The sequence below is a fragment of the Rhizobium sp. X9 genome (genome assembly GCF_018873185.1).
Taxonomy (GTDB): domain Bacteria; phylum Pseudomonadota; class Alphaproteobacteria; order Rhizobiales; family Rhizobiaceae; genus Agrobacterium; species Agrobacterium oryzihabitans.
Genome location: NZ_CP071311.1, coordinates 1,009,005 through 1,025,534, shown reverse-complemented (window position 1 = coordinate 1,025,534; position 16,530 = coordinate 1,009,005). Strand labels below are relative to the sequence as shown.

Sequence of the window (16,530 nt, the reverse complement as noted above, 5' to 3'; positions counted from 1 at the left end):
GCCTGGCGTCCCCCCCCCGGACAATCCCCCGATGACCGATAGCAAAGTGGCAATGCCGGTTTAACGGCCTGCATTGCGAAACATCGCGCCAGACAGGTACCTCCGTACAAGGGTTGCCTCTGCCGCATAAAAAAGCCGGGCTCATGCCCGGCTTTTCTCATTTTCGATGTCCTTTGGAAGGATCAGTTGATCGCCTTCAGATCGACAGTGAAGAACAGCGTTTCACCGGAAGAATCGTCGACGCCGTCATTGTCGGTGACGGCATAGGCCGTTCCCGCCTTGTCGAAGGTGAAGCCTTCCAGCTTGTCGACGACATAACCATTGGTCTGAGCCTTGAGGTCGGGCAGGAAGTCATGCGCTTCCTGCTTGGCCACCAGCGGCAGCTCCCCGCCGATCTTGCCCGGCTTCAGGTCGGCGCTCGCAACGCGGTAGAGCTTCTTGATCTTGGCCTTCTCGCCGATCTGGTTATCGCGCTCGACGATATAGACATGCTCGCCCTGCGCGGTAATTTCGGAAAGGCCAACCCAGCCTGCCTCGGTCTTGTCGAGCGGGTAACGCACGGCGCCCCATTCCTTGGACTTCGGATTGTAGGAGACGAGCTTGACGAAGCCCTTCTCGTCCGTTCCCCATTCGCGCTGCACGGCCATCCACAGCGTGGCGTCGTCGCCCTTGCCGATCATGGTCACGCCTTCGAAACCGAAGCGGGTGTCACCGGCCAGCAGTTCCTTCGGCAGAGCGATTTCAGCCTTGATCTCGCCCTTGGCGTTGACGTTGTAGAGCGCATGCGGGACGAGCTTGGCGCTATCGCCTTCCGAAGCGAGCCAGAAGCCGCCCTTGCCATCGAGCGTGATGCCTTCGATGTCCAGTTTCTGGGCTGCGATGCCGTCACGCTTGATGCGCAGGACGCTGGTGATGGTGGCAGGCTTCTTCGTCGCATCGATGGTGAAGATCGACGGCTGGTTGCCATAGACCGAGTCGGACACGGCGTAGAGAATGCCGGGCTTCTCGGCATCGCCGACCAGACCCGAAAGAGCGCCCCAGCCGATCGGCGCGCCGTCGACGGTGGCGGAGACGAGCTGCGGATAGGCAGCCGTGCCCTCAGCGCGCTCATAGATCATGACGTGCGAACGGGCACCGCCATCCTCAACCAGATCGACCTCGTTCGCGGTCACGAAAAGATTGCGCGACGGGATGGCGACAGCGCCTTCCGGCGAAATGCCAGACGGCAGAAGCTGCGTCAGTTCCGGCTCTTTTCCGGTGTCCTTGTAGACTGCGACGATGGAGCCACGCTCGGAAAGAACGAAGAAATACTTCTGGTCACCGAATGTCGCCGCTTCCAGGCCTTCCGGCTCGATGCCCTTGGCCTTGGAGCGCTTTTCCGGATAGTGGCCGATGGCCGCGACCGCATGTTCGAGCGAGGAGCCGGCTTCATAGAGGAGCTTGCCGGTCTTGTCGAAGATGGTGAAGCCGCGCGAACCGCCCTGCCAGTCACCTTCGTTGGCGATGACTATGCGGTCATTGTCCAGCCACTTCACGGCGTCGGGCTCGCGCTTGCGGCCTTCCTGCTTGTCAGTGAACTTCAGCTGGCCGTCGGACTTCGTATCGATGCCTTCCAGATCGACCTTGCCGGCGGAGAAATGCGTCTTCACCGTGCCGGTCTTGCCGTCGATGATGACGATGTGGTTGTTTTCCTGCAGCGTGAGCGCGATCTCGCCATTGGCGTTGATCGACACGAATTCCGGCTCCGGATCTTCCGGGGCAATTTCAGCAAGGCCGGTCAGTTCGATCTTCTTCAGCGTCGCACAGTCGGCAACACCGTTTTTCAGGCCAACGGTGACCAGATAACCGGCAGGCATCTGCGGCAGGGCGCCTTCGTTCACCTCTTCGTCGCGCTCGTTTTCGATCGCGATGGCGGCAAAGGTCTTGTCGGGGGAAACGGCAACCGAATCGGGCTGACCGCCGAGATCGCAGCTTGCTTCAATCTTCTTGGTGGCGATATCGACCGTTACCAGCTTGCCGGAGGGCTTGGCGCGGTTTTCCGACGTATTGACGCCGGCCAGAACCTTGACGCCTGCAGCGGCAACCGAGGTCGGCTCGCCTTCAAGCAGCAAAGCGCCGCTGGCCTTGGGAGCCTTGGCGTCCGTGATGTCGATGAAGCCGATGCCGCCAAGCGGGCTGTCCGAATAGATCAGCGTCTTGCCGTCTTCGCTGGCAGTGACGATTTCAGCGGATGTGACGGACTTGGCGTCCTTGTCCGCGGGAAGGTTCTTCGCCACCGGAAACGATGCGATGCGGTTGAATACCGGCTCGGCCACAGCCGGAAAGGCTGCGGATGTGAGCAGAGCAGCGGTCAAAGCCATGTGAGAAAATCGGAACGCCATTGTAATCCCCCTTGGGTCCAGAAACACCCCATGGCTTCTGCGTCAAAGACATGACAGTGGCATGACATTTCATGTTGGAATCAAAAAGCCCGACCATAAAGGCCGGGCTTTCTTGTTTATGCGCACATTCCGCGTATCGGAACGCCGTGTGAACGGATGGGGGCTACACAGGCGCGCTCCCCTACTTTCAATTATCATCCTGCCGGTTGAAAAACTGGGCTGTCCGAAAAGAGCTTTTCGAAGAGCCGCCCGGTTTTCGGGCCGGCATGATGGCGTCAGGGCGTCAAAACATGTTTCCTCGTGAACCTGAAAAGCCGCACGTCCGCCGCCGGGCGTTACGGCTTTCCGGAAACCTTACGAGTTGACAGCGTCCTTCAGGCCCTTGCCTGCGGAAAACTTCGGCACGTTGCGAGCCGGGATATCGACTTCAGCACCCGTGGAAGGGTTACGGCCCTTGGAGGCTTCACGGCGGCTAACGGAGAAGCTGCCGAAGCCAGCGAGACGGATGTCGCCACCGCTCTTCAGTTCGTTCTGTACGGTTTCGAATACGGCATCAACAGCGGAAGCAGCATCTGCCTTCGTGAGACCAGCCTTTTCGGCAACAGCAGAGACGAGCTCGTTCTTGTTCATGTTTCCACCCCTTTCAATGGTTTGAAACGACTCGGAATTAAGCCGGCGCAGAATACGTTTACATCCACGCGCAGCAACCCAAAAGCGCTGGAATCGCCTGAAAAACAAGGGGTCTGCGATTTTTTTCACAAAAAAGGCCGACATTTCTGCCGGCCTTCCACATATTCGTGCCAAATTGGCATCACTTGCGCGGGCCGAAGCGCCGCCTGTGCCTTCCGGCACCTAACGCATTGATTCTATGCATCACCTTTTGCGAAAACCGATTCCGGCCTCCGCGTCGATGCCTTGATCAATGCGCGATCGTCTGACCGCCTTCGTCGACACCCTCAACGGTGGCGATGACAGGCGTTTCGATGCTGCCGTCCCACTCGATGGGCTCCGGCTTGCGAAGCAGCGCGTGTTCGATGACCTCACCCATGCGCGAAACCGGGATGATTTCCATCTCGTTCTTCACATTGTCCGGAATCTCCGCCAGATCCTTGGCGTTCTCTTCCGGGATCAGCACCTTCTTGATGCCGCCGCGAAGTGCTGCAAGCAGCTTTTCCTTCAGGCCGCCAATCGGCAGCACGCGACCACGCAGGGTGATTTCGCCCGTCATCGCCACATCCTTGGAGACCGGAATGCCGGTCATGATCGAGACGATGGCGGTTGCCATGGCAACACCGGCGGACGGTCCGTCCTTCGGGGTTGCCCCTTCCGGAACGTGGACGTGGATGTCGCTCTTGTCGAAACGCGGCGGCTCGATGCCGAAATCCACGGCGCGCGAACGAACATAGGATGCCGCTGCCGAAATGGATTCCTTCATCACTTCCTTGAGGTTGCCGGTCACCGTCATGCGGCCCTTGCCCGGCATCATCACGCCTTCGATGGTGAGCAGCTCACCGCCGACTTCCGTCCAGGCAAGACCGGTGACGACACCGACCTGATCCTCACGCTCGGCCTCGCCGTGGCGGAACCGCGGAACGCCCAGATAATCCGGAACGTTGGCTGCGGTGACTTCCACGGACTTGACCTTGCCCTTGATGATCTCGGTCACGGCCTTTCGTGCGAGCTTCATCAGCTCGCGCTCGAAGCTGCGCACGCCCGCCTCGCGGGTGTATTGCTGGATCACGATCATCAGAGCGTCATCGCTGACCGAGAACTCTTCCGGACGCAGGGCATGTTCCTTGATCGCCTTCGGCAACAGGTGACGCTTGGCGATTTCGCGCTTTTCGTCTTCCGTGTAACCGGCGATGCGGATCACTTCCATACGGTCCATCAGGGGACCCGGAATGTTCAGCGTGTTGGCCGTGGTCACGAACATCACGTCGGACAGGTCGTATTCCACTTCAAGGTAGTGGTCCATGAAGGTGGAGTTCTGTTCCGGATCGAGAACCTCCAGCAGGGCAGACGACGGGTCGCCACGGAAATCCATGCCCATCTTGTCGATTTCGTCGAGCAGGAAGAGCGGGTTCGCCTTCTTGGCCTTCTTCATCGACTGGACGATCTTGCCCGGCATGGAGCCGATATAGGTACGGCGGTGACCGCGGATTTCCGCCTCGTCACGAACGCCACCCAGCGCCATGCGCACGTATTCGCGGCCGGTCGCCTTGGCGATCGACTTGGCGAGCGAGGTCTTGCCGACGCCCGGAGGGCCGACGAGGCACAGGATGGGGCCACGGATCTTGGTGGCGCGCGCCTGCACTGCCAGATACTCGACGATACGCTCCTTGACCTTGTCCAGACCGAAATGATCCTGATCGAGGATGGTCTCGGCGGCGTTGAGGTCGGTCTTGATCTTCGACTTCTTGCCCCATGGCAGACCCAGCAGCCAGTCCAGATAGTTGCGCACGACAGTCGCTTCCGCAGACATCGGGCTCATCTGGCGAAGCTTCTTCATTTCCGCCTCGGCCTTGTCCTTGGCCTCCTTGGAAAGCTTGGTCTTGGCGATGCGCTCTTCCAGTTCGGCCATCTCGTCCCGGCCGTCCTCGCCGTCGCCGAGTTCCTTCTGGATCGCCTTCATCTGTTCGTTCAGATAATATTCGCGCTGCGTCTTCTCCATCTGGCGCTTGACGCGCGAGCGGATACGCTTCTCGACCTGAAGCACGGAAATTTCGCCTTCCATGAAGCCGAGCGCCTTTTCAAGCCGCTGCTTCACGCTGACGGTTTCCAGCATTTCCTGCTTTTCGGTGATCTTGATCGACAGGTGCGAAGCGACCGTATCGGCTAGCTTCGAATAATCGTCGATCTGACCGGCAGCGCCGACAACCTCGGGCGAGATCTTCTTGTTGAGCTTCACATAGCTCTCGAATTCCGAAACGACGGAACGCGACAGCGCCTCGATCTCGACGGGATCTTCGGCAGGCTCCTGCAACGGCGTCGCAGACGCCTCGTAGAAATCCTCGCGGCCGGTATATTCGTCGATCTGGGCGCGGCCCTTGCCTTCCACCAGAACCTTGACAGTGCCATCGGGCAGCTTCAGGAGCTGGAGAACATTGGCAACCGTGCCGACCTTGTGGATGGCGTCCGGGGTTGGATCGTCATCGCTGGCGTTGATCTGGGTGACAAGCATGATCTGCTTGTCCGAACCCATGACTTCCTCGAGCGCGCGAATGGATTTTTCCCGCCCGACGAACAGGGGAACGATCATATGCGGGAAAACGACAATGTCGCGCAGGGGAAGTACCGGATAGGTACCGCCAGATGCCGCAGACGTGATGTTCGTCATATCATTTCCTTTCCATGGTCCCTTTCGGGACACTTTGCAGGACGTCTTGGGGCGTCCGGCATATTCATTTCTCGAGACTGAAAGTGGAGTTTCGAAACACCGATTTCAAGTCGCCGGAAGAGACGGCCCCGCGCAGCGGCAAGACCGTAAAATTCAACAAAACCCAGCGCCGGCCATTACTCCCGACATTTCCGGTTATCCTTGAAGGCCAGGAACCGGGTCGCCGACGGTAATTCACATTTCCGTCATATCGCGCTGCAAATCAGTTGTAAGACTTTATCAGCAAAGCGCAATCCGCTCCAAACGCAAAATCGGGCTCAGCCAAGTTAGGCGCAAGTTTCACACCCTGGCCCAACAGAAAAGGCCCGCACGGGTGCGGGCCTTCCAATTCATACCAGACCGGATCAGCCTATCAGGCGGAAACGTTGGTCTTTTCTTCCTGACGATCCGCATAGATGTAGAGCGGACGAGCGACGCCGCTGACGACATCGTTGGAGATCACAACCTCGCGCACGCCTTCCAGAGTCGGCAGTTCGAACATGGTATCCAGAAGGATCTTCTCCATGATCGAGCGCAGGCCACGGGCACCGGTCTTGCGGGTGATTGCCTTGCGGGCGATCTCGCGCAGCGCGTCCTCGTGGAAGGTCAATTCCACATCTTCCATCTCGAACAGGCGCTGGTACTGCTTGACCAGCGCGTTCTTCGGTTCCGACAGGATCTGGATCAGCGCATCCTCGTCGAGATCCTCCAGCGTCGCCAGAACCGGCAGACGGCCGATGAATTCCGGGATGAGGCCGAACTTCACCAGATCTTCCGGCTCCAGTTCGCGCAGCACTTCGCCGACGCGACGATCGTCTTCCGCCTTGACGGTGGCACCGAAGCCGATCGAGGTCTTTTCACCCCTGGCCGAGATGATCTTGTCGAGGCCGGCAAAGGCGCCGCCGCAGATGAACAGGATGTTGGTCGTATCCACCTGCAGGAATTCCTGCTGCGGATGCTTGCGGCCGCCCTGCGGCGGCACGGAAGCGACCGTGCCTTCCATGATCTTCAGAAGAGCCTGCTGGACGCCCTCGCCCGACACGTCACGCGTGATGGACGGGTTGTCCGACTTGCGGGAAATCTTGTCGACTTCGTCGATATAGACGATGCCGCGCTGAGCGCGTTCGACATTGTAATCCGCAGACTGCAGCAGCTTCAGGATGATGTTTTCCACGTCCTCGCCGACATACCCGGCTTCGGTCAGCGTCGTTGCATCCGCCATGGTGAAGGGAACGTCGATGATGCGGGCGAGCGTCTGGGCAAGGTAGGTCTTGCCGCAACCCGTCGGACCGACGAGCATGATGTTCGACTTCGCAAGCTCGACATCGCCGTTCTTGGAGGCGTGCGCGAGGCGCTTGTAATGGTTGTGAACGGCAACAGACAGAATTTTCTTCGCCTGTTTCTGGCCGATGACATATTCGTCGAGGATCTTGATGATGTCCTGCGGGGTGGGAACACCCTCGCGCGACTTCACCATCGACGTCTTGTTCTCCTCGCGGATGATGTCCATGCACAATTCGACGCATTCATCGCAGATGAATACTGTCGGCCCGGCAATGAGTTTCCGGACTTCGTGCTGGCTCTTGCCGCAGAATGAACAATAGAGTGTATTTTTAGAGTCGCCGCCGTTGCTGCCGCTGACTTTGCTCATATCTCTTTCCTTCCAGCACGCCGCAGGTCCGCCAAACGGATCGCGGTCAACTTACCGCCCGCCGATACGGCAGCCCTTGGGGTGCATCACCGTATCCGCCTCGTTTCCCGGGGTACTAGCCGTATCAGATACAGGAGCTGACAACCGGCTGCAACGAATTCCCCATCAAACCAAAGGCCACGTCATAAAAATTCAACACAGCCTTTATATACACTAATATCGCTTTCTGTTCCGGTTGAAAGCCCCGAAATTACTTTCCGGGGTTAAACAAACGTCAAAAAAGCATCGCGCCTCAATTCGCGGCGGCGCCTTCCATTTCCTGGCGCGAGGTGAGGATCTTGTCGATCACACCCCAGTCCTTCGCCTCGTCTGCATCCATGAAGTGGTCGCGATCAAGGGTTTTTTCAACCTCTTCGAGCGTGCGGCCGGTGTGCTTCACGTAGACTTCATTAAGGCGACGTTTCATCTTGATTATGTCACGGGCGTGACGCTCGATGTCCGAAGCCTGGCCCTGGAAACCGCCGGAAGGCTGGTGAACCATGATGCGGGCGTTCGGGGTTGCAAAGCGCATTCCCTTCTCGCCAGCGGCCAGAAGCAGCGAACCCATGGATGCGGCCTGGCCCACGCAGAGCGTGGAAACCGCAGGGCGGATGAACTGCATCGTATCGTAGATCGCCATGCCGGCGGTCACGACGCCACCCGGCGAATTGATGTAGAGCGCGATTTCCTTCTTGGGGTTTTCAGCCTCGAGGAAAAGCAGCTGCGCGCAAACGAGCGAAGCCATCTGGTCTTCCACCGGACCGGTGAGGAAAATGATGCGTTCCTTGAGAAGACGGGAAAATATGTCGTAGGAGCGTTCGCCGCGATTGGTCTGCTCTACGACCATCGGCACCAGAGCCATGGCGGTATCAACTGGATTTTTCATGTCCGTCCTTTGTCAAACTCTGCCCTTCGCGAAAAACCGCTCCGGAATCACTTCTAACCTTCATTCTCCCTACATAGAGTGTCCCTGCCCCGTACTTCAAGACACGAAGCCGCATATCCTTAACGGCTCAACAGCGATTGCAGGCCTTTGCCGCCGGTGCGGGCAGCGACTTCGAACTGCCCGGCGCCCGCAGGACCACTCTCCCTTAACGGCATTATTTTTCACGGGGACGGAGCGCAGACAGAAAAACCGGTGGTCATGCACAGATATAACTTCTTACCGGCAAGAACTCGTTAGGTATTTGCGGCTGATACTGCGGCCGCGAATTTCCGGTTTCCAACAGGGGACAGGAGCCTCCCTGAGGCGAAATGGCAGCTCAACAATTCCAGCGGGCATAACGCACCTCGTGCGAAAGAGCCCGCTTTTACCGCATGATGGCGCAGATAGGATTTTGCAATGCTGGATGCAAAGACGAGCACGCTACTGTGGGCGGCGGAAACGTTCACCCTTGCTGTGCTTTTGGGAACGCTGTGGCTGCACCGCCCTTCCCGCCGGCATAATCTCTACTTCGCCGCCGGCTTCCTCGCCACAGGCTTCGGCACGGTGATGGTGGCGTTTCGCGGGGATATTTCCAGTTTTCTATCCATTCAGGTCGGCAATACGCTGGCGCTGTCCGCCTTCGGTTTCTGGCTTGCGGGCCTGTTATGCCTGGAGCAGCGGAAACTCGGCGGCTGGATTGCAATTCCGGCCCTGCTGTGGATCGCCGGAATGCTCGTGCCGCCCGTGCGCGAAGACATGGTCGCCCGCATCCTGCTCTATCATGCCAGCGCGGCCACGGGCTATTTCATGCTCGCCGGCGTCCTTCTGGCCAGCAGGGCGCGCGCAACGCGCAGCCGGAAAGTACTGGCCACGATCCTGATACTGCAGGCTTTTGCCGGAGCGCTTGTCGCATCCATCGTCATCCCGGCCAATGCCGCGATTCCAAATGCCATACCCATGACGTCGGCGCTCTCCATTTCCGGCATGCTCGGCTTCACGGCCATCATCATGCTCAGCGCCAAGATCATCATGGAGGACACGGAAATTCGTCTTCACCGGCTCGCCATGACCGATCATCTGACCGGCGTTCTCAACCGGCGCGGTCTTCTGGAGGAATTCGACCGCATCAAAAAGCGGTCGCCGGCCTCCGACCGCTATGTGGCGCTGGTGCTGTTCGACATCGACCACTTCAAGAAGATCAATGACAAATATGGCCACCAGTCCGGAGACGCGGTTCTCGTGCATTTCTGCACTATGGCGCAGCGCGTCATCGGCGATCGCGGCCTCTTCGTCAGGATGGGCGGTGAGGAGTTCGCGCTGGTGGCGGAAGTGGAAAGCCCTTCCAGCACCGTGACGCTGGCGGAAGCCATCCGCAGCAATCTGCGCCAGTCGAAAATCACTGCGCGTGGCGAAAGCATCGAGGTTACGACGAGTGTCGGCATATCCGAAGCCACGATCAGGAATGCCGACCTGAGCGTGATGATGACCGAGGCCGACCGCGCGCTCTATGCGGCAAAGAAAGCCGGCCGCAACAGAACCGTCCTCCACGTCAATTCAGCCAATGTCGTCGTGCCCTCTCCCGACCGGGACGAAAACCCGATGGACAACAATGCCGACCGGCAGGTCGCGGCACTGAACCGGATATCGGCCATCGCCAGCCGGTGACAAGGTAACCACACGGTGACAGTCAGAAAACACGATGAAGGGCTTTTTCATGCCCTTCCAAAAGCATCAAGTGCGGAATAAACCATGGGCATGACAGCGACATTTCCCTTTCTCAAAATCGACCCTGCCACACGCCGCGTTTCGCTCAACGCCCGCGATCCGGCCTTCTACAGCGACCCGAATCCGGTCTATGCCGCCCTGCACGCGGAGTGTCCCACCTTCTACTGGGAAGAACAGCGGCAATGGTTCTTCACCGGATACGACCATGTCAGCGCCCTTCTGCGCGACCGCCGGTTCGGACGGCAGATCCTGCATGTGGCGAGCCGCGAGGAAATAGGCCTTCCCCAACCGCAGGACCATGTGAAGCATTTTGATGCCGCCGAGCAGCATTCGCTGCTGGAACTGGAACCGCCGGAACACACCCGCCTGCGCACGCTCATCAACCGCGCTTTCGTGTCGCGGCATGTCGACAAGATGAAGCCGGAAATCGAGGAACTCGCCAACCGCCTGATCGACGCCTTCGAACGGAACGGCGAGACGGAACTCCTCTCTTCCTATGCCGACATCATTCCGGTGACGATGATCGCGCGGATGATCGGCATTCCCGAGGAGATGGGCCTGCAGCTGCTGAAATGGTCACATGCCTATGTCGGCATGTACATGTTCAAGCGCACCCCCGAGGACGAGCTTCTGGCCGACAAGGCGGCCCATGAATTCTCGGACTATGTGCGCAGCGTGATTGCCGAGCGGCGGGCGGAGCCGAAGGACGATCTCCTGAGCCACATGATCCACACGGAACATAAGGGCCAGTATCTCACCGACGACGAGCTCATCTCCACCACCATCGTTCTATTGAATGCCGGGCACGAGGCAACCGTGCACCAGATCGGCAATTCCGTGCGCATCATTCTGGAAAGCGGCATTTCCCCGGATGCCCTGTTCCACGACGAGACGGCCACGGAACGCACGGTGGAGGAGACGCTGCGCATCTGCGCACCCGTCCATATCTTCCAGCGCTGGGTTCTGGAGCCGGTCGAGATCGACGGCGTGGAATTCAAACGCGGCGACAAGGTCAGCCTCATTCTGGCGGCAGCCAATCTCGATCCGGCCAAGTTCTCCGATCCGCTGGCCTTCAGGCCGGACCGGAATGAGGGCGCCAACGTCTCCTTCGGCGCCGGCATCCATTTCTGCATCGGCGCGCCGCTGGCAAGGCTGGAACTGAACCTTGCCCTGCCCCTGCTTTTCAAGCGCCTGCCGGGCCTGAAGATCGCCAAGCCGCCCAGGGTCAAGGATGTCTATCATTTCCACGGCCTGGAGCGGCTCGATCTCAGCTGGTGACAGCAATTTCGGAAATGGCCTCTCCTAGCTGACGAATTTATCAATCATCCGGCCCCTACAGCCGGATGACATAATCCTTACGCGTCGTTTCCACGACCTCCCAGGTGCCCGCAAAGCCCGGCCGCAGGATCAGCCTGTCGCCCGGCCTCAGGTGGCGCGGCTCGCCACCATCCTCGGTCAGGATCGAGTGGCCCTCCAGAATGCTGAAATATTCCCATTCGTCATAAACCACACGCCATTTTCCGGGGGTGGACTGCCAGATGCCGGCATAGATGCCGCCGGGCGCCTCCTCCAGATTCCATGTCGTGAATTTCGGATCGCCGGAAATCAACCTTTCCGGCGCGGGCGCGCCGTCCTCCGCATCAACGGAAACATCTTCGAATGTCAGAAAATTCGTCATGATGACCCCGGCCCTCAAATCTTCGAAAGCGATTGTTCGAGATCGGCGATGATGTCCTTGACGTCCTCGATACCGATCGACAGGCGCACGACATCCGGTCCGGCACCTGCCGCCGTCTGCTGTTCCGGTGTCAGCTGCGCATGTGTCGTGGAAGCCGGATGGATGACCAGCGAGCGTGTATCGCCGATATTGGCGAGATGGGAGAAAAGCTGCAGACCTTCCACCAGCGCCTTGCCGGCGGCATAACCGCCCTTGATGCCGAAGGTGAAGACGGAGCCTGCCCCCTTTGGCGAATAATGCTGCTGGATGGCATAGTTGTCGCTGTCTTCCAGCCCGGCATATTGCACCCAGCCGACCTTCGGATGCGCCTTCAGCCATTTGGCGACGGCCAGCGCATTGTCGGAGTGGCGCTGAACGCGCAGCGGCAGGGTTTCTATGCCGGTGAGGATGAGGAAGGCATTGAACGGCGAGATCGCCGGGCCAAGATCGCGCAAGCCAAGCACGCGGCAGGCGATGGCGAAAGCGAAATTGCCGAAGGTCTGGTGCAGCACGACGCCTGAATATTCCGGACGGGGCTGGGAGAGCGCCGGATATCTGTCCGTCGCCGACCAGTCGAAGGTGCCGCCGTCGACAATGATGCCGCCCATGGAATTGCCATGGCCGCCGAGGAATTTCGTCAGCGAATGCAGCACGATATCCGCACCATGCTCCAGCGGCCGCAGCAGATAGGGGCTGGCCATGGTGTTGTCGACGATGAGCGGAAGGCCATGCCGGTGGGCGACATCGGCGATTGCGGCGATATCCACGAAAGTGCCGCCGGGATTGGCGAGGCTTTCAATGAAGATGGCACGCGTGCGCTCATCGATCTGCCGTTCGAAACTGGCCGGATCGGTCGCATCGGCCCAGCGCACCTGCCAGTCGAAGCCCTTGAAGGCATGGCCGAACTGATTGATGGAGCCGCCATAAAGCTGGCGGGCAGAAATGAAGTTGTCCCCATGTTGCAGCAGCGTGTGGAAGACGAGCAATTGAGCGGCGTGACCGGATGCGACAGCGAGTGCCGCCGTGCCGCCCTCGAGGGCTGCGACACGTTCTTCCAGAACCGCCTGGGTGGGGTTCATGATGCGCGTGTAGATATTGCCAAACTCTTTCAATCCGAACAGCGCGGCAGCGTGATCGGCATCACGGAAGGCATAGGCCGTCGTCTGATAGATAGGCGTCGCGCGCGCGCCGGTGGTCGGATCAGGCTGCGCGCCTGCGTGCACGGCCAGCGTTGAAAAACCGGGATTGCTGCTCGACATAATCTTTCCTCCAATGAAATTTTGGAGGGATCATAATGCCTTGCCGCCAAATGATAAGTCCAATGTGTACCAACTATCGCACAATATTGAGACGCGGATACTCAATTGCGGGGCAACGGTCCATCACCACGTCTATGCCGTAGGCTTCGGCCTTGGACGCGGCATTGTCGTCTCGCACGGAAAGCTGGCCCCAGATCACCTTCGGGCGCTGCGGCAGCAATATCGCCTCCTCGACGATTGCAGACAGATATTCCGGTGCGCGGAAAACATCGACCATATCCACCGGCTCGGGAATATCGGCAAGCCGGGCATGGACCTTCTGCCCCAATATCTCCTTGCCCGCCTGACCGGGATTGACCGGGAAAACGCGGTAACCCTTGGAGAGGAGAAAGCGCATCACGCCATGGCTCGGGCGGTCCGGGTTTGGCGAAGCGCCAAGCAGAGCGATGGTGCTGACATCCGTCAGGATTTTTCTGATGTAATCCGGCTCGTAAGTATCATGCTGCATGTCAACTTATCCCTCTGGCACATCGGGTGATTTCAGGCCCCCAGCCCGCACTTCAGGTTCGAGAGCCACAGGAAGCATCGCGTTTCCCGCATGAGCAATACTGGCGGTGTTCCCTGCGGCGGTCATTCACATCTAGGAAGCACTTTCGCTCTCTTGAACCCCTGCCCGCCCGAAAATCATGACCACGCCGATGTTCCCTGCCTGAAACGGCAGATTTTTTCACGCAAAATGATTTCACAAAAATGCGCCAACCGCAGTTGTATTGAGTATTTCAATCCAGTTTTCAAAATGGCGCGTATCGGAAGGAATGCTTGCGATAACAACATTTGCGTGCATTTAATGCGCACTTCGTGTCCTATTTGTTTTCATTCCGTTCACCGATGAATTAGGCAAATCTAATTTTCAGAAAGTTATTCTGCAAATCTATCGATATCCAAATCTGAAACGTTGCAGTCAACCATTCAGTAAGTTCATGAAATTCCTTTTCAGTTTTGGCATCAATCCCGGCATTCAATTGATACACTCTTGGGCCGGAAACCAATGCGAATTTCAGCCTGAAGAGGCGGCAAAAAAAAGATCATCTTTTGAGTAAAAAACGCTCCGCTATAGAGCGGCGAGCCGTGCATCCGACGCCGGTGCGGCTGTTTCGGGGATGAATTCATGAGCAGGGCCAGACGCCGCGTGGCGCAAAAGCTATCCGCCCTGCCTCGCAACATGCACAAATCCGAAACTTGACGCGTGTCGCAATCCGCAAAATCGCCGCAGCCTGCAAAGAGCAATCCGGCGGCTCCCTGCGCCCACTTTCAGACGATCAGCGTTGCGCATCACCTTCATCGAAAATGGATTCCGGTTTTCAAGCTGATGCTGTAGATTGCCCAGAATAGCCCGCGAGCGAGTCTCTATTGTGACAATTGACATTCTTTTTCTGGTGCTCCTGGGCGCGATACTGCATGCCGGTTGGAATGCACTGGTCAAATCCGGTTCCGACAAATCGCTCGACGCCTCGCTGATTGCCGCGGGGGCTGCAGCCTGCTCTTTGCCGTTCCTGCCTTTTCTGCCGTTTCCCGCGCCAGTGGCCATTCCCTTTCTGATCGCCTCGGCCTTTTTACAGTTTGCCTATTTCCGGCTTGTCGCGGCTGCCTATACGATCGGCGATATCGGCCTCGTTTATCCCGTCATGCGCGGGGTGGCGCCGCTCATCGTTGCGGCGACAAGCAGTCTTTTCCTGAGCGAGGTTCTGAGCCCGCTTGCGCTTGCCGGCATCGCCATCATATCCGGCGGCATATTGACGCTCGCCTTCGAGGCGCGGCGCGGCGGCGGCAAGGCGATCATCCTTGCGCTCATCAATGCCTTCGTGATCGCCTCCTACACCTTCGTCGATGGTGTCGGTGCACGGCTTTCCGGCAATGCGATTTCCTATACGCTGTGGATGTCGCTTCTACCGCCCGTGCTGCTGTTCGGTTTTGCTTTTTACCAGCGTGGAGCAAGTGCCGTCGCGGCGCATGTCCGGCGCAACTGGTGGCGCGGTCTTATCGGCGGTGGCGGCTCCATTCTCTCCTATGGGCTGGCGCTCTACGCCATGACCAAGGCCCCCGTCGCCGTCGTTGCGGCCCTTCGCGAAACCTCCATTCTGTTTGCGCTGGTTATCTCCGTCGTGATCCTGAAAGAACGCGCCAGCATCTGGCGTTATCTTGCCGGCGGCATCATCGCGGCAGGTGTTCTGGTCATGCGGCTGGGATAAAATCGACCATGCAGGTGGGGTAAAATAATACCACACAAATAACCGATTGTTTTTATTGGTTTATTTTTACCGTCGTCCAAGTCCGCGATATTGACGCTTCATCCAGCACACCGTATAAGCGCGCCAGATCGGATTCCAGAAGGAATATGGTCATTTGCGGTCGCCTTCGGGTGACCAAACCAAGCAACAAGAAACGCCCGTATGCTCTTACTTAAAAGAGGATGACGGGTCCACGTTAGAAAGTGAAATCCATGTCTACTTTCGTTCAGAAGCCTGCTGAGGTGGAGAAGAAGTGGGTCATCATCGACGCCGAAGGCCTCGTTGTTGGTCGCCTCGCCACCATCGTTGCAACCCGCCTGCGCGGCAAGCACAAGGCCACCTACACCCCCCACGTCGATGATGGCGACAACGTCATCGTCATCAACGCGGAAAAGATTGCCTTCACCGGCAACAAGTACTCCGACAAGAAGTACTACTGGCACACCGGTCACCCGGGTGGCATCAAGGAGCGTACGGCTCGCCAGATCATCGAAGGCCGCTTCCCGGAGCGCGTCGTTGAAAAGGCCATCGAGCGCATGATCCCGCGCGGCCCGCTCGGCCGTCGCCAGATGAAGAACCTGCGCGTTTACGCCGGCTCGAACCATCCGCACGAAGCACAGCAGCCCACCGTTCTCGACGTGGCCGCGCTTAACAAGAAGAACGTAAGGAGCGCCTGATAATGGCCGATCTTTCCTCTCTGAAAGACCTCGCCCCGGCATCGGAAGCTTCGGCTCCCGTGCACGTCCGCAAGGTTGATACCCTCGGCCGCTCCTACGCGACCGGCAAGCGCAAGAACGCCGTAGCCCGCGTATGGGTGAAGGCCGGTTCTGGCAAGATCATCATCAACGGCCGCGATTTCACCACGTATTTCGCACGTCCGGTTCTGCAGATGATCCTCCAGCAGCCGCTGGTCGCAGCTGCCCGCTCCGGTCAGTTCGACATCATTGCGACGGTTGCAGGCGGCGGTCTTTCCGGCCAGGCCGGTGCAGTTCGTCACGGTGTTTCCAAGGCTCTCACCTACTTCGAACCGGGCCTGCGCTCCGTTCTGAAGAAGGGCGGCTTCCTGACCCGCGACAGCCGCGTTGTCGAGCGTAAGAAGTACGGTAAGGCCAAGGCCCGCCGTTCGTTCCAGTTCTCCAAGCGTTAATCGCTTATCCGAACTGTTCGTT

The 16,530-nt window shown here is 58.6% G+C and carries 13 protein-coding genes; 5 read left to right on the top strand and 8 right to left on the bottom strand.

The genetic code is table 11. From position 1 onward, the window contains the following. Positions 1 to 182: 182 nt before the first annotated feature. The 5 genes from JZY08_RS04995 to clpP all read right to left on the bottom strand — a co-directional run bounded on the left by JZY08_RS04995 (position 183) and on the right by clpP (position 8,333). Positions 183 to 2,381: an esterase-like activity of phytase family protein gene (locus tag JZY08_RS04995; RefSeq protein WP_216331203.1), complete on the bottom strand. Its 2,199-nt coding sequence runs from the start codon at positions 2,379 to 2,381 to the stop codon at positions 183 to 185. Between the two features lie 354 nt (positions 2,382 to 2,735). Beyond that, the gene (hupB, locus tag JZY08_RS04990) at positions 2,736 to 3,011 is read right to left on the bottom strand and encodes a DNA-binding protein HupB (protein WP_003496481.1); all 276 of its coding nucleotides are present in this window, start codon (positions 3,009 to 3,011) and stop codon (positions 2,736 to 2,738) included. A gap of 289 nt (positions 3,012 to 3,300) precedes the next feature. Then, positions 3,301 to 5,718 (bottom strand): endopeptidase La, encoded by a 2,418-nt coding sequence (gene lon / locus JZY08_RS04985; RefSeq protein WP_003496483.1) that lies wholly within the window; start codon positions 5,716 to 5,718, stop codon positions 3,301 to 3,303. 412 nt (positions 5,719 to 6,130) lie between these two features. After that, complete coding sequence (gene clpX, locus JZY08_RS04980) at positions 6,131 to 7,408, bottom strand: ATP-dependent Clp protease ATP-binding subunit ClpX (protein ID WP_003496489.1); 1,278 nt, start codon at positions 7,406 to 7,408, stop codon at positions 6,131 to 6,133. Between the two features lie 292 nt (positions 7,409 to 7,700). After that, positions 7,701 to 8,333 (bottom strand): ATP-dependent Clp endopeptidase proteolytic subunit ClpP, encoded by a 633-nt coding sequence (gene clpP, locus JZY08_RS04975; protein WP_003496491.1) that lies wholly within the window; start codon positions 8,331 to 8,333, stop codon positions 7,701 to 7,703. Between the two features lie 456 nt (positions 8,334 to 8,789). Between clpP and JZY08_RS04970 the strand changes: the two genes are divergently transcribed. Together JZY08_RS04970 and JZY08_RS04965 are read left to right on the top strand one after the other, a co-directional pair. After that, complete coding sequence (locus JZY08_RS04970) at positions 8,790 to 10,037, top strand: diguanylate cyclase (RefSeq protein ID WP_216331201.1); 1,248 nt, start codon at positions 8,790 to 8,792, stop codon at positions 10,035 to 10,037. 84 nt (positions 10,038 to 10,121) lie between these two features. Next, on the top strand, positions 10,122 to 11,375 hold the full coding sequence (locus tag JZY08_RS04965) for a cytochrome P450 (protein WP_216331199.1): 1,254 nt from the start codon (positions 10,122 to 10,124) through the stop codon (positions 11,373 to 11,375). 55 nt (positions 11,376 to 11,430) lie between these two features. On the opposite strand, the gene JZY08_RS04960 is transcribed toward JZY08_RS04965, so the two are convergent. The 3 genes from JZY08_RS04960 to JZY08_RS04950 all read right to left on the bottom strand — a co-directional run bounded on the left by JZY08_RS04960 (position 11,431) and on the right by JZY08_RS04950 (position 13,581). After that, positions 11,431 to 11,775 carry a cupin domain-containing protein gene (locus JZY08_RS04960; protein ID WP_216331197.1) on the bottom strand — a complete coding sequence of 115 codons (345 nt, stop codon included), beginning with the start codon at positions 11,773 to 11,775 and terminating at the stop codon, positions 11,431 to 11,433. Positions 11,776 to 11,789: 14 nt separating this feature from the next. Next, complete coding sequence (locus tag JZY08_RS04955) at positions 11,790 to 13,073, bottom strand: O-acetylhomoserine aminocarboxypropyltransferase (protein WP_216331195.1); 1,284 nt, start codon at positions 13,071 to 13,073, stop codon at positions 11,790 to 11,792. A 73-nt stretch (positions 13,074 to 13,146) separates the two neighbouring features. Then, positions 13,147 to 13,581: a CoA-binding protein gene (locus JZY08_RS04950; protein ID WP_137037466.1), complete on the bottom strand. Its 435-nt coding sequence runs from the start codon at positions 13,579 to 13,581 to the stop codon at positions 13,147 to 13,149. Between the two features lie 904 nt (positions 13,582 to 14,485). Between JZY08_RS04950 and JZY08_RS04945 the strand changes: the two genes are divergently transcribed. The 3 genes from JZY08_RS04945 to rpsI all read left to right on the top strand — a co-directional run bounded on the left by JZY08_RS04945 (position 14,486) and on the right by rpsI (position 16,508). Beyond that, on the top strand, positions 14,486 to 15,322 hold the full coding sequence (locus JZY08_RS04945; protein WP_216331194.1) for an EamA family transporter: 837 nt from the start codon (positions 14,486 to 14,488) through the stop codon (positions 15,320 to 15,322). A gap of 251 nt (positions 15,323 to 15,573) precedes the next feature. Further along, a complete protein-coding gene (gene rplM, locus JZY08_RS04940; protein ID WP_035242586.1) occupies positions 15,574 to 16,038 on the top strand; it encodes a 50S ribosomal protein L13 in 465 nt (154 codons plus the stop codon). A 2-nt stretch (positions 16,039 to 16,040) separates the two neighbouring features. Continuing rightward, the gene (gene rpsI / locus JZY08_RS04935) at positions 16,041 to 16,508 is read left to right on the top strand and encodes a 30S ribosomal protein S9 (RefSeq protein ID WP_003496509.1); all 468 of its coding nucleotides are present in this window, start codon (positions 16,041 to 16,043) and stop codon (positions 16,506 to 16,508) included. Positions 16,509 to 16,530: the final 22 nt, after the last annotated feature.

Bases quoted from the DNA above. Each gene is read 5' to 3' on its own strand.
- lon (WP_003496483.1), bottom strand. From the start codon at position 5,718: ATGACGAACATCACGTCTGCGGCATCTGGCGGTACCTATCCGGTACTT.
- clpP (WP_003496491.1), bottom strand. From the start codon at position 8,333: ATGAAAAATCCAGTTGATACCGCCATGGCTCTGGTGCCGATGGTCGTA.
- JZY08_RS04960 (WP_216331197.1), bottom strand. From the start codon at position 11,775: ATGACGAATTTTCTGACATTCGAAGATGTTTCCGTTGATGCGGAGGAC.
- rpsI (WP_003496509.1), top strand. From the start codon at position 16,041: ATGGCCGATCTTTCCTCTCTGAAAGACCTCGCCCCGGCATCGGAAGCT.
- JZY08_RS04950 (WP_137037466.1), bottom strand. From the start codon at position 13,581: ATGCAGCATGATACTTACGAGCCGGATTACATCAGAAAAATCCTGACG.
- hupB (WP_003496481.1), bottom strand. From the start codon at position 3,011: ATGAACAAGAACGAGCTCGTCTCTGCTGTTGCCGAAAAGGCTGGTCTC.
- rplM (WP_035242586.1), top strand. From the start codon at position 15,574: ATGTCTACTTTCGTTCAGAAGCCTGCTGAGGTGGAGAAGAAGTGGGTC.
- clpX (WP_003496489.1), bottom strand. From the start codon at position 7,408: ATGAGCAAAGTCAGCGGCAGCAACGGCGGCGACTCTAAAAATACACTC.
- JZY08_RS04965 (WP_216331199.1), top strand. From the start codon at position 10,122: ATGGGCATGACAGCGACATTTCCCTTTCTCAAAATCGACCCTGCCACA.
- JZY08_RS04995 (WP_216331203.1), bottom strand. From the start codon at position 2,381: ATGGCGTTCCGATTTTCTCACATGGCTTTGACCGCTGCTCTGCTCACA.
- JZY08_RS04970 (WP_216331201.1), top strand. From the start codon at position 8,790: ATGCTGGATGCAAAGACGAGCACGCTACTGTGGGCGGCGGAAACGTTC.
- JZY08_RS04955 (WP_216331195.1), bottom strand. From the start codon at position 13,073: ATGTCGAGCAGCAATCCCGGTTTTTCAACGCTGGCCGTGCACGCAGGC.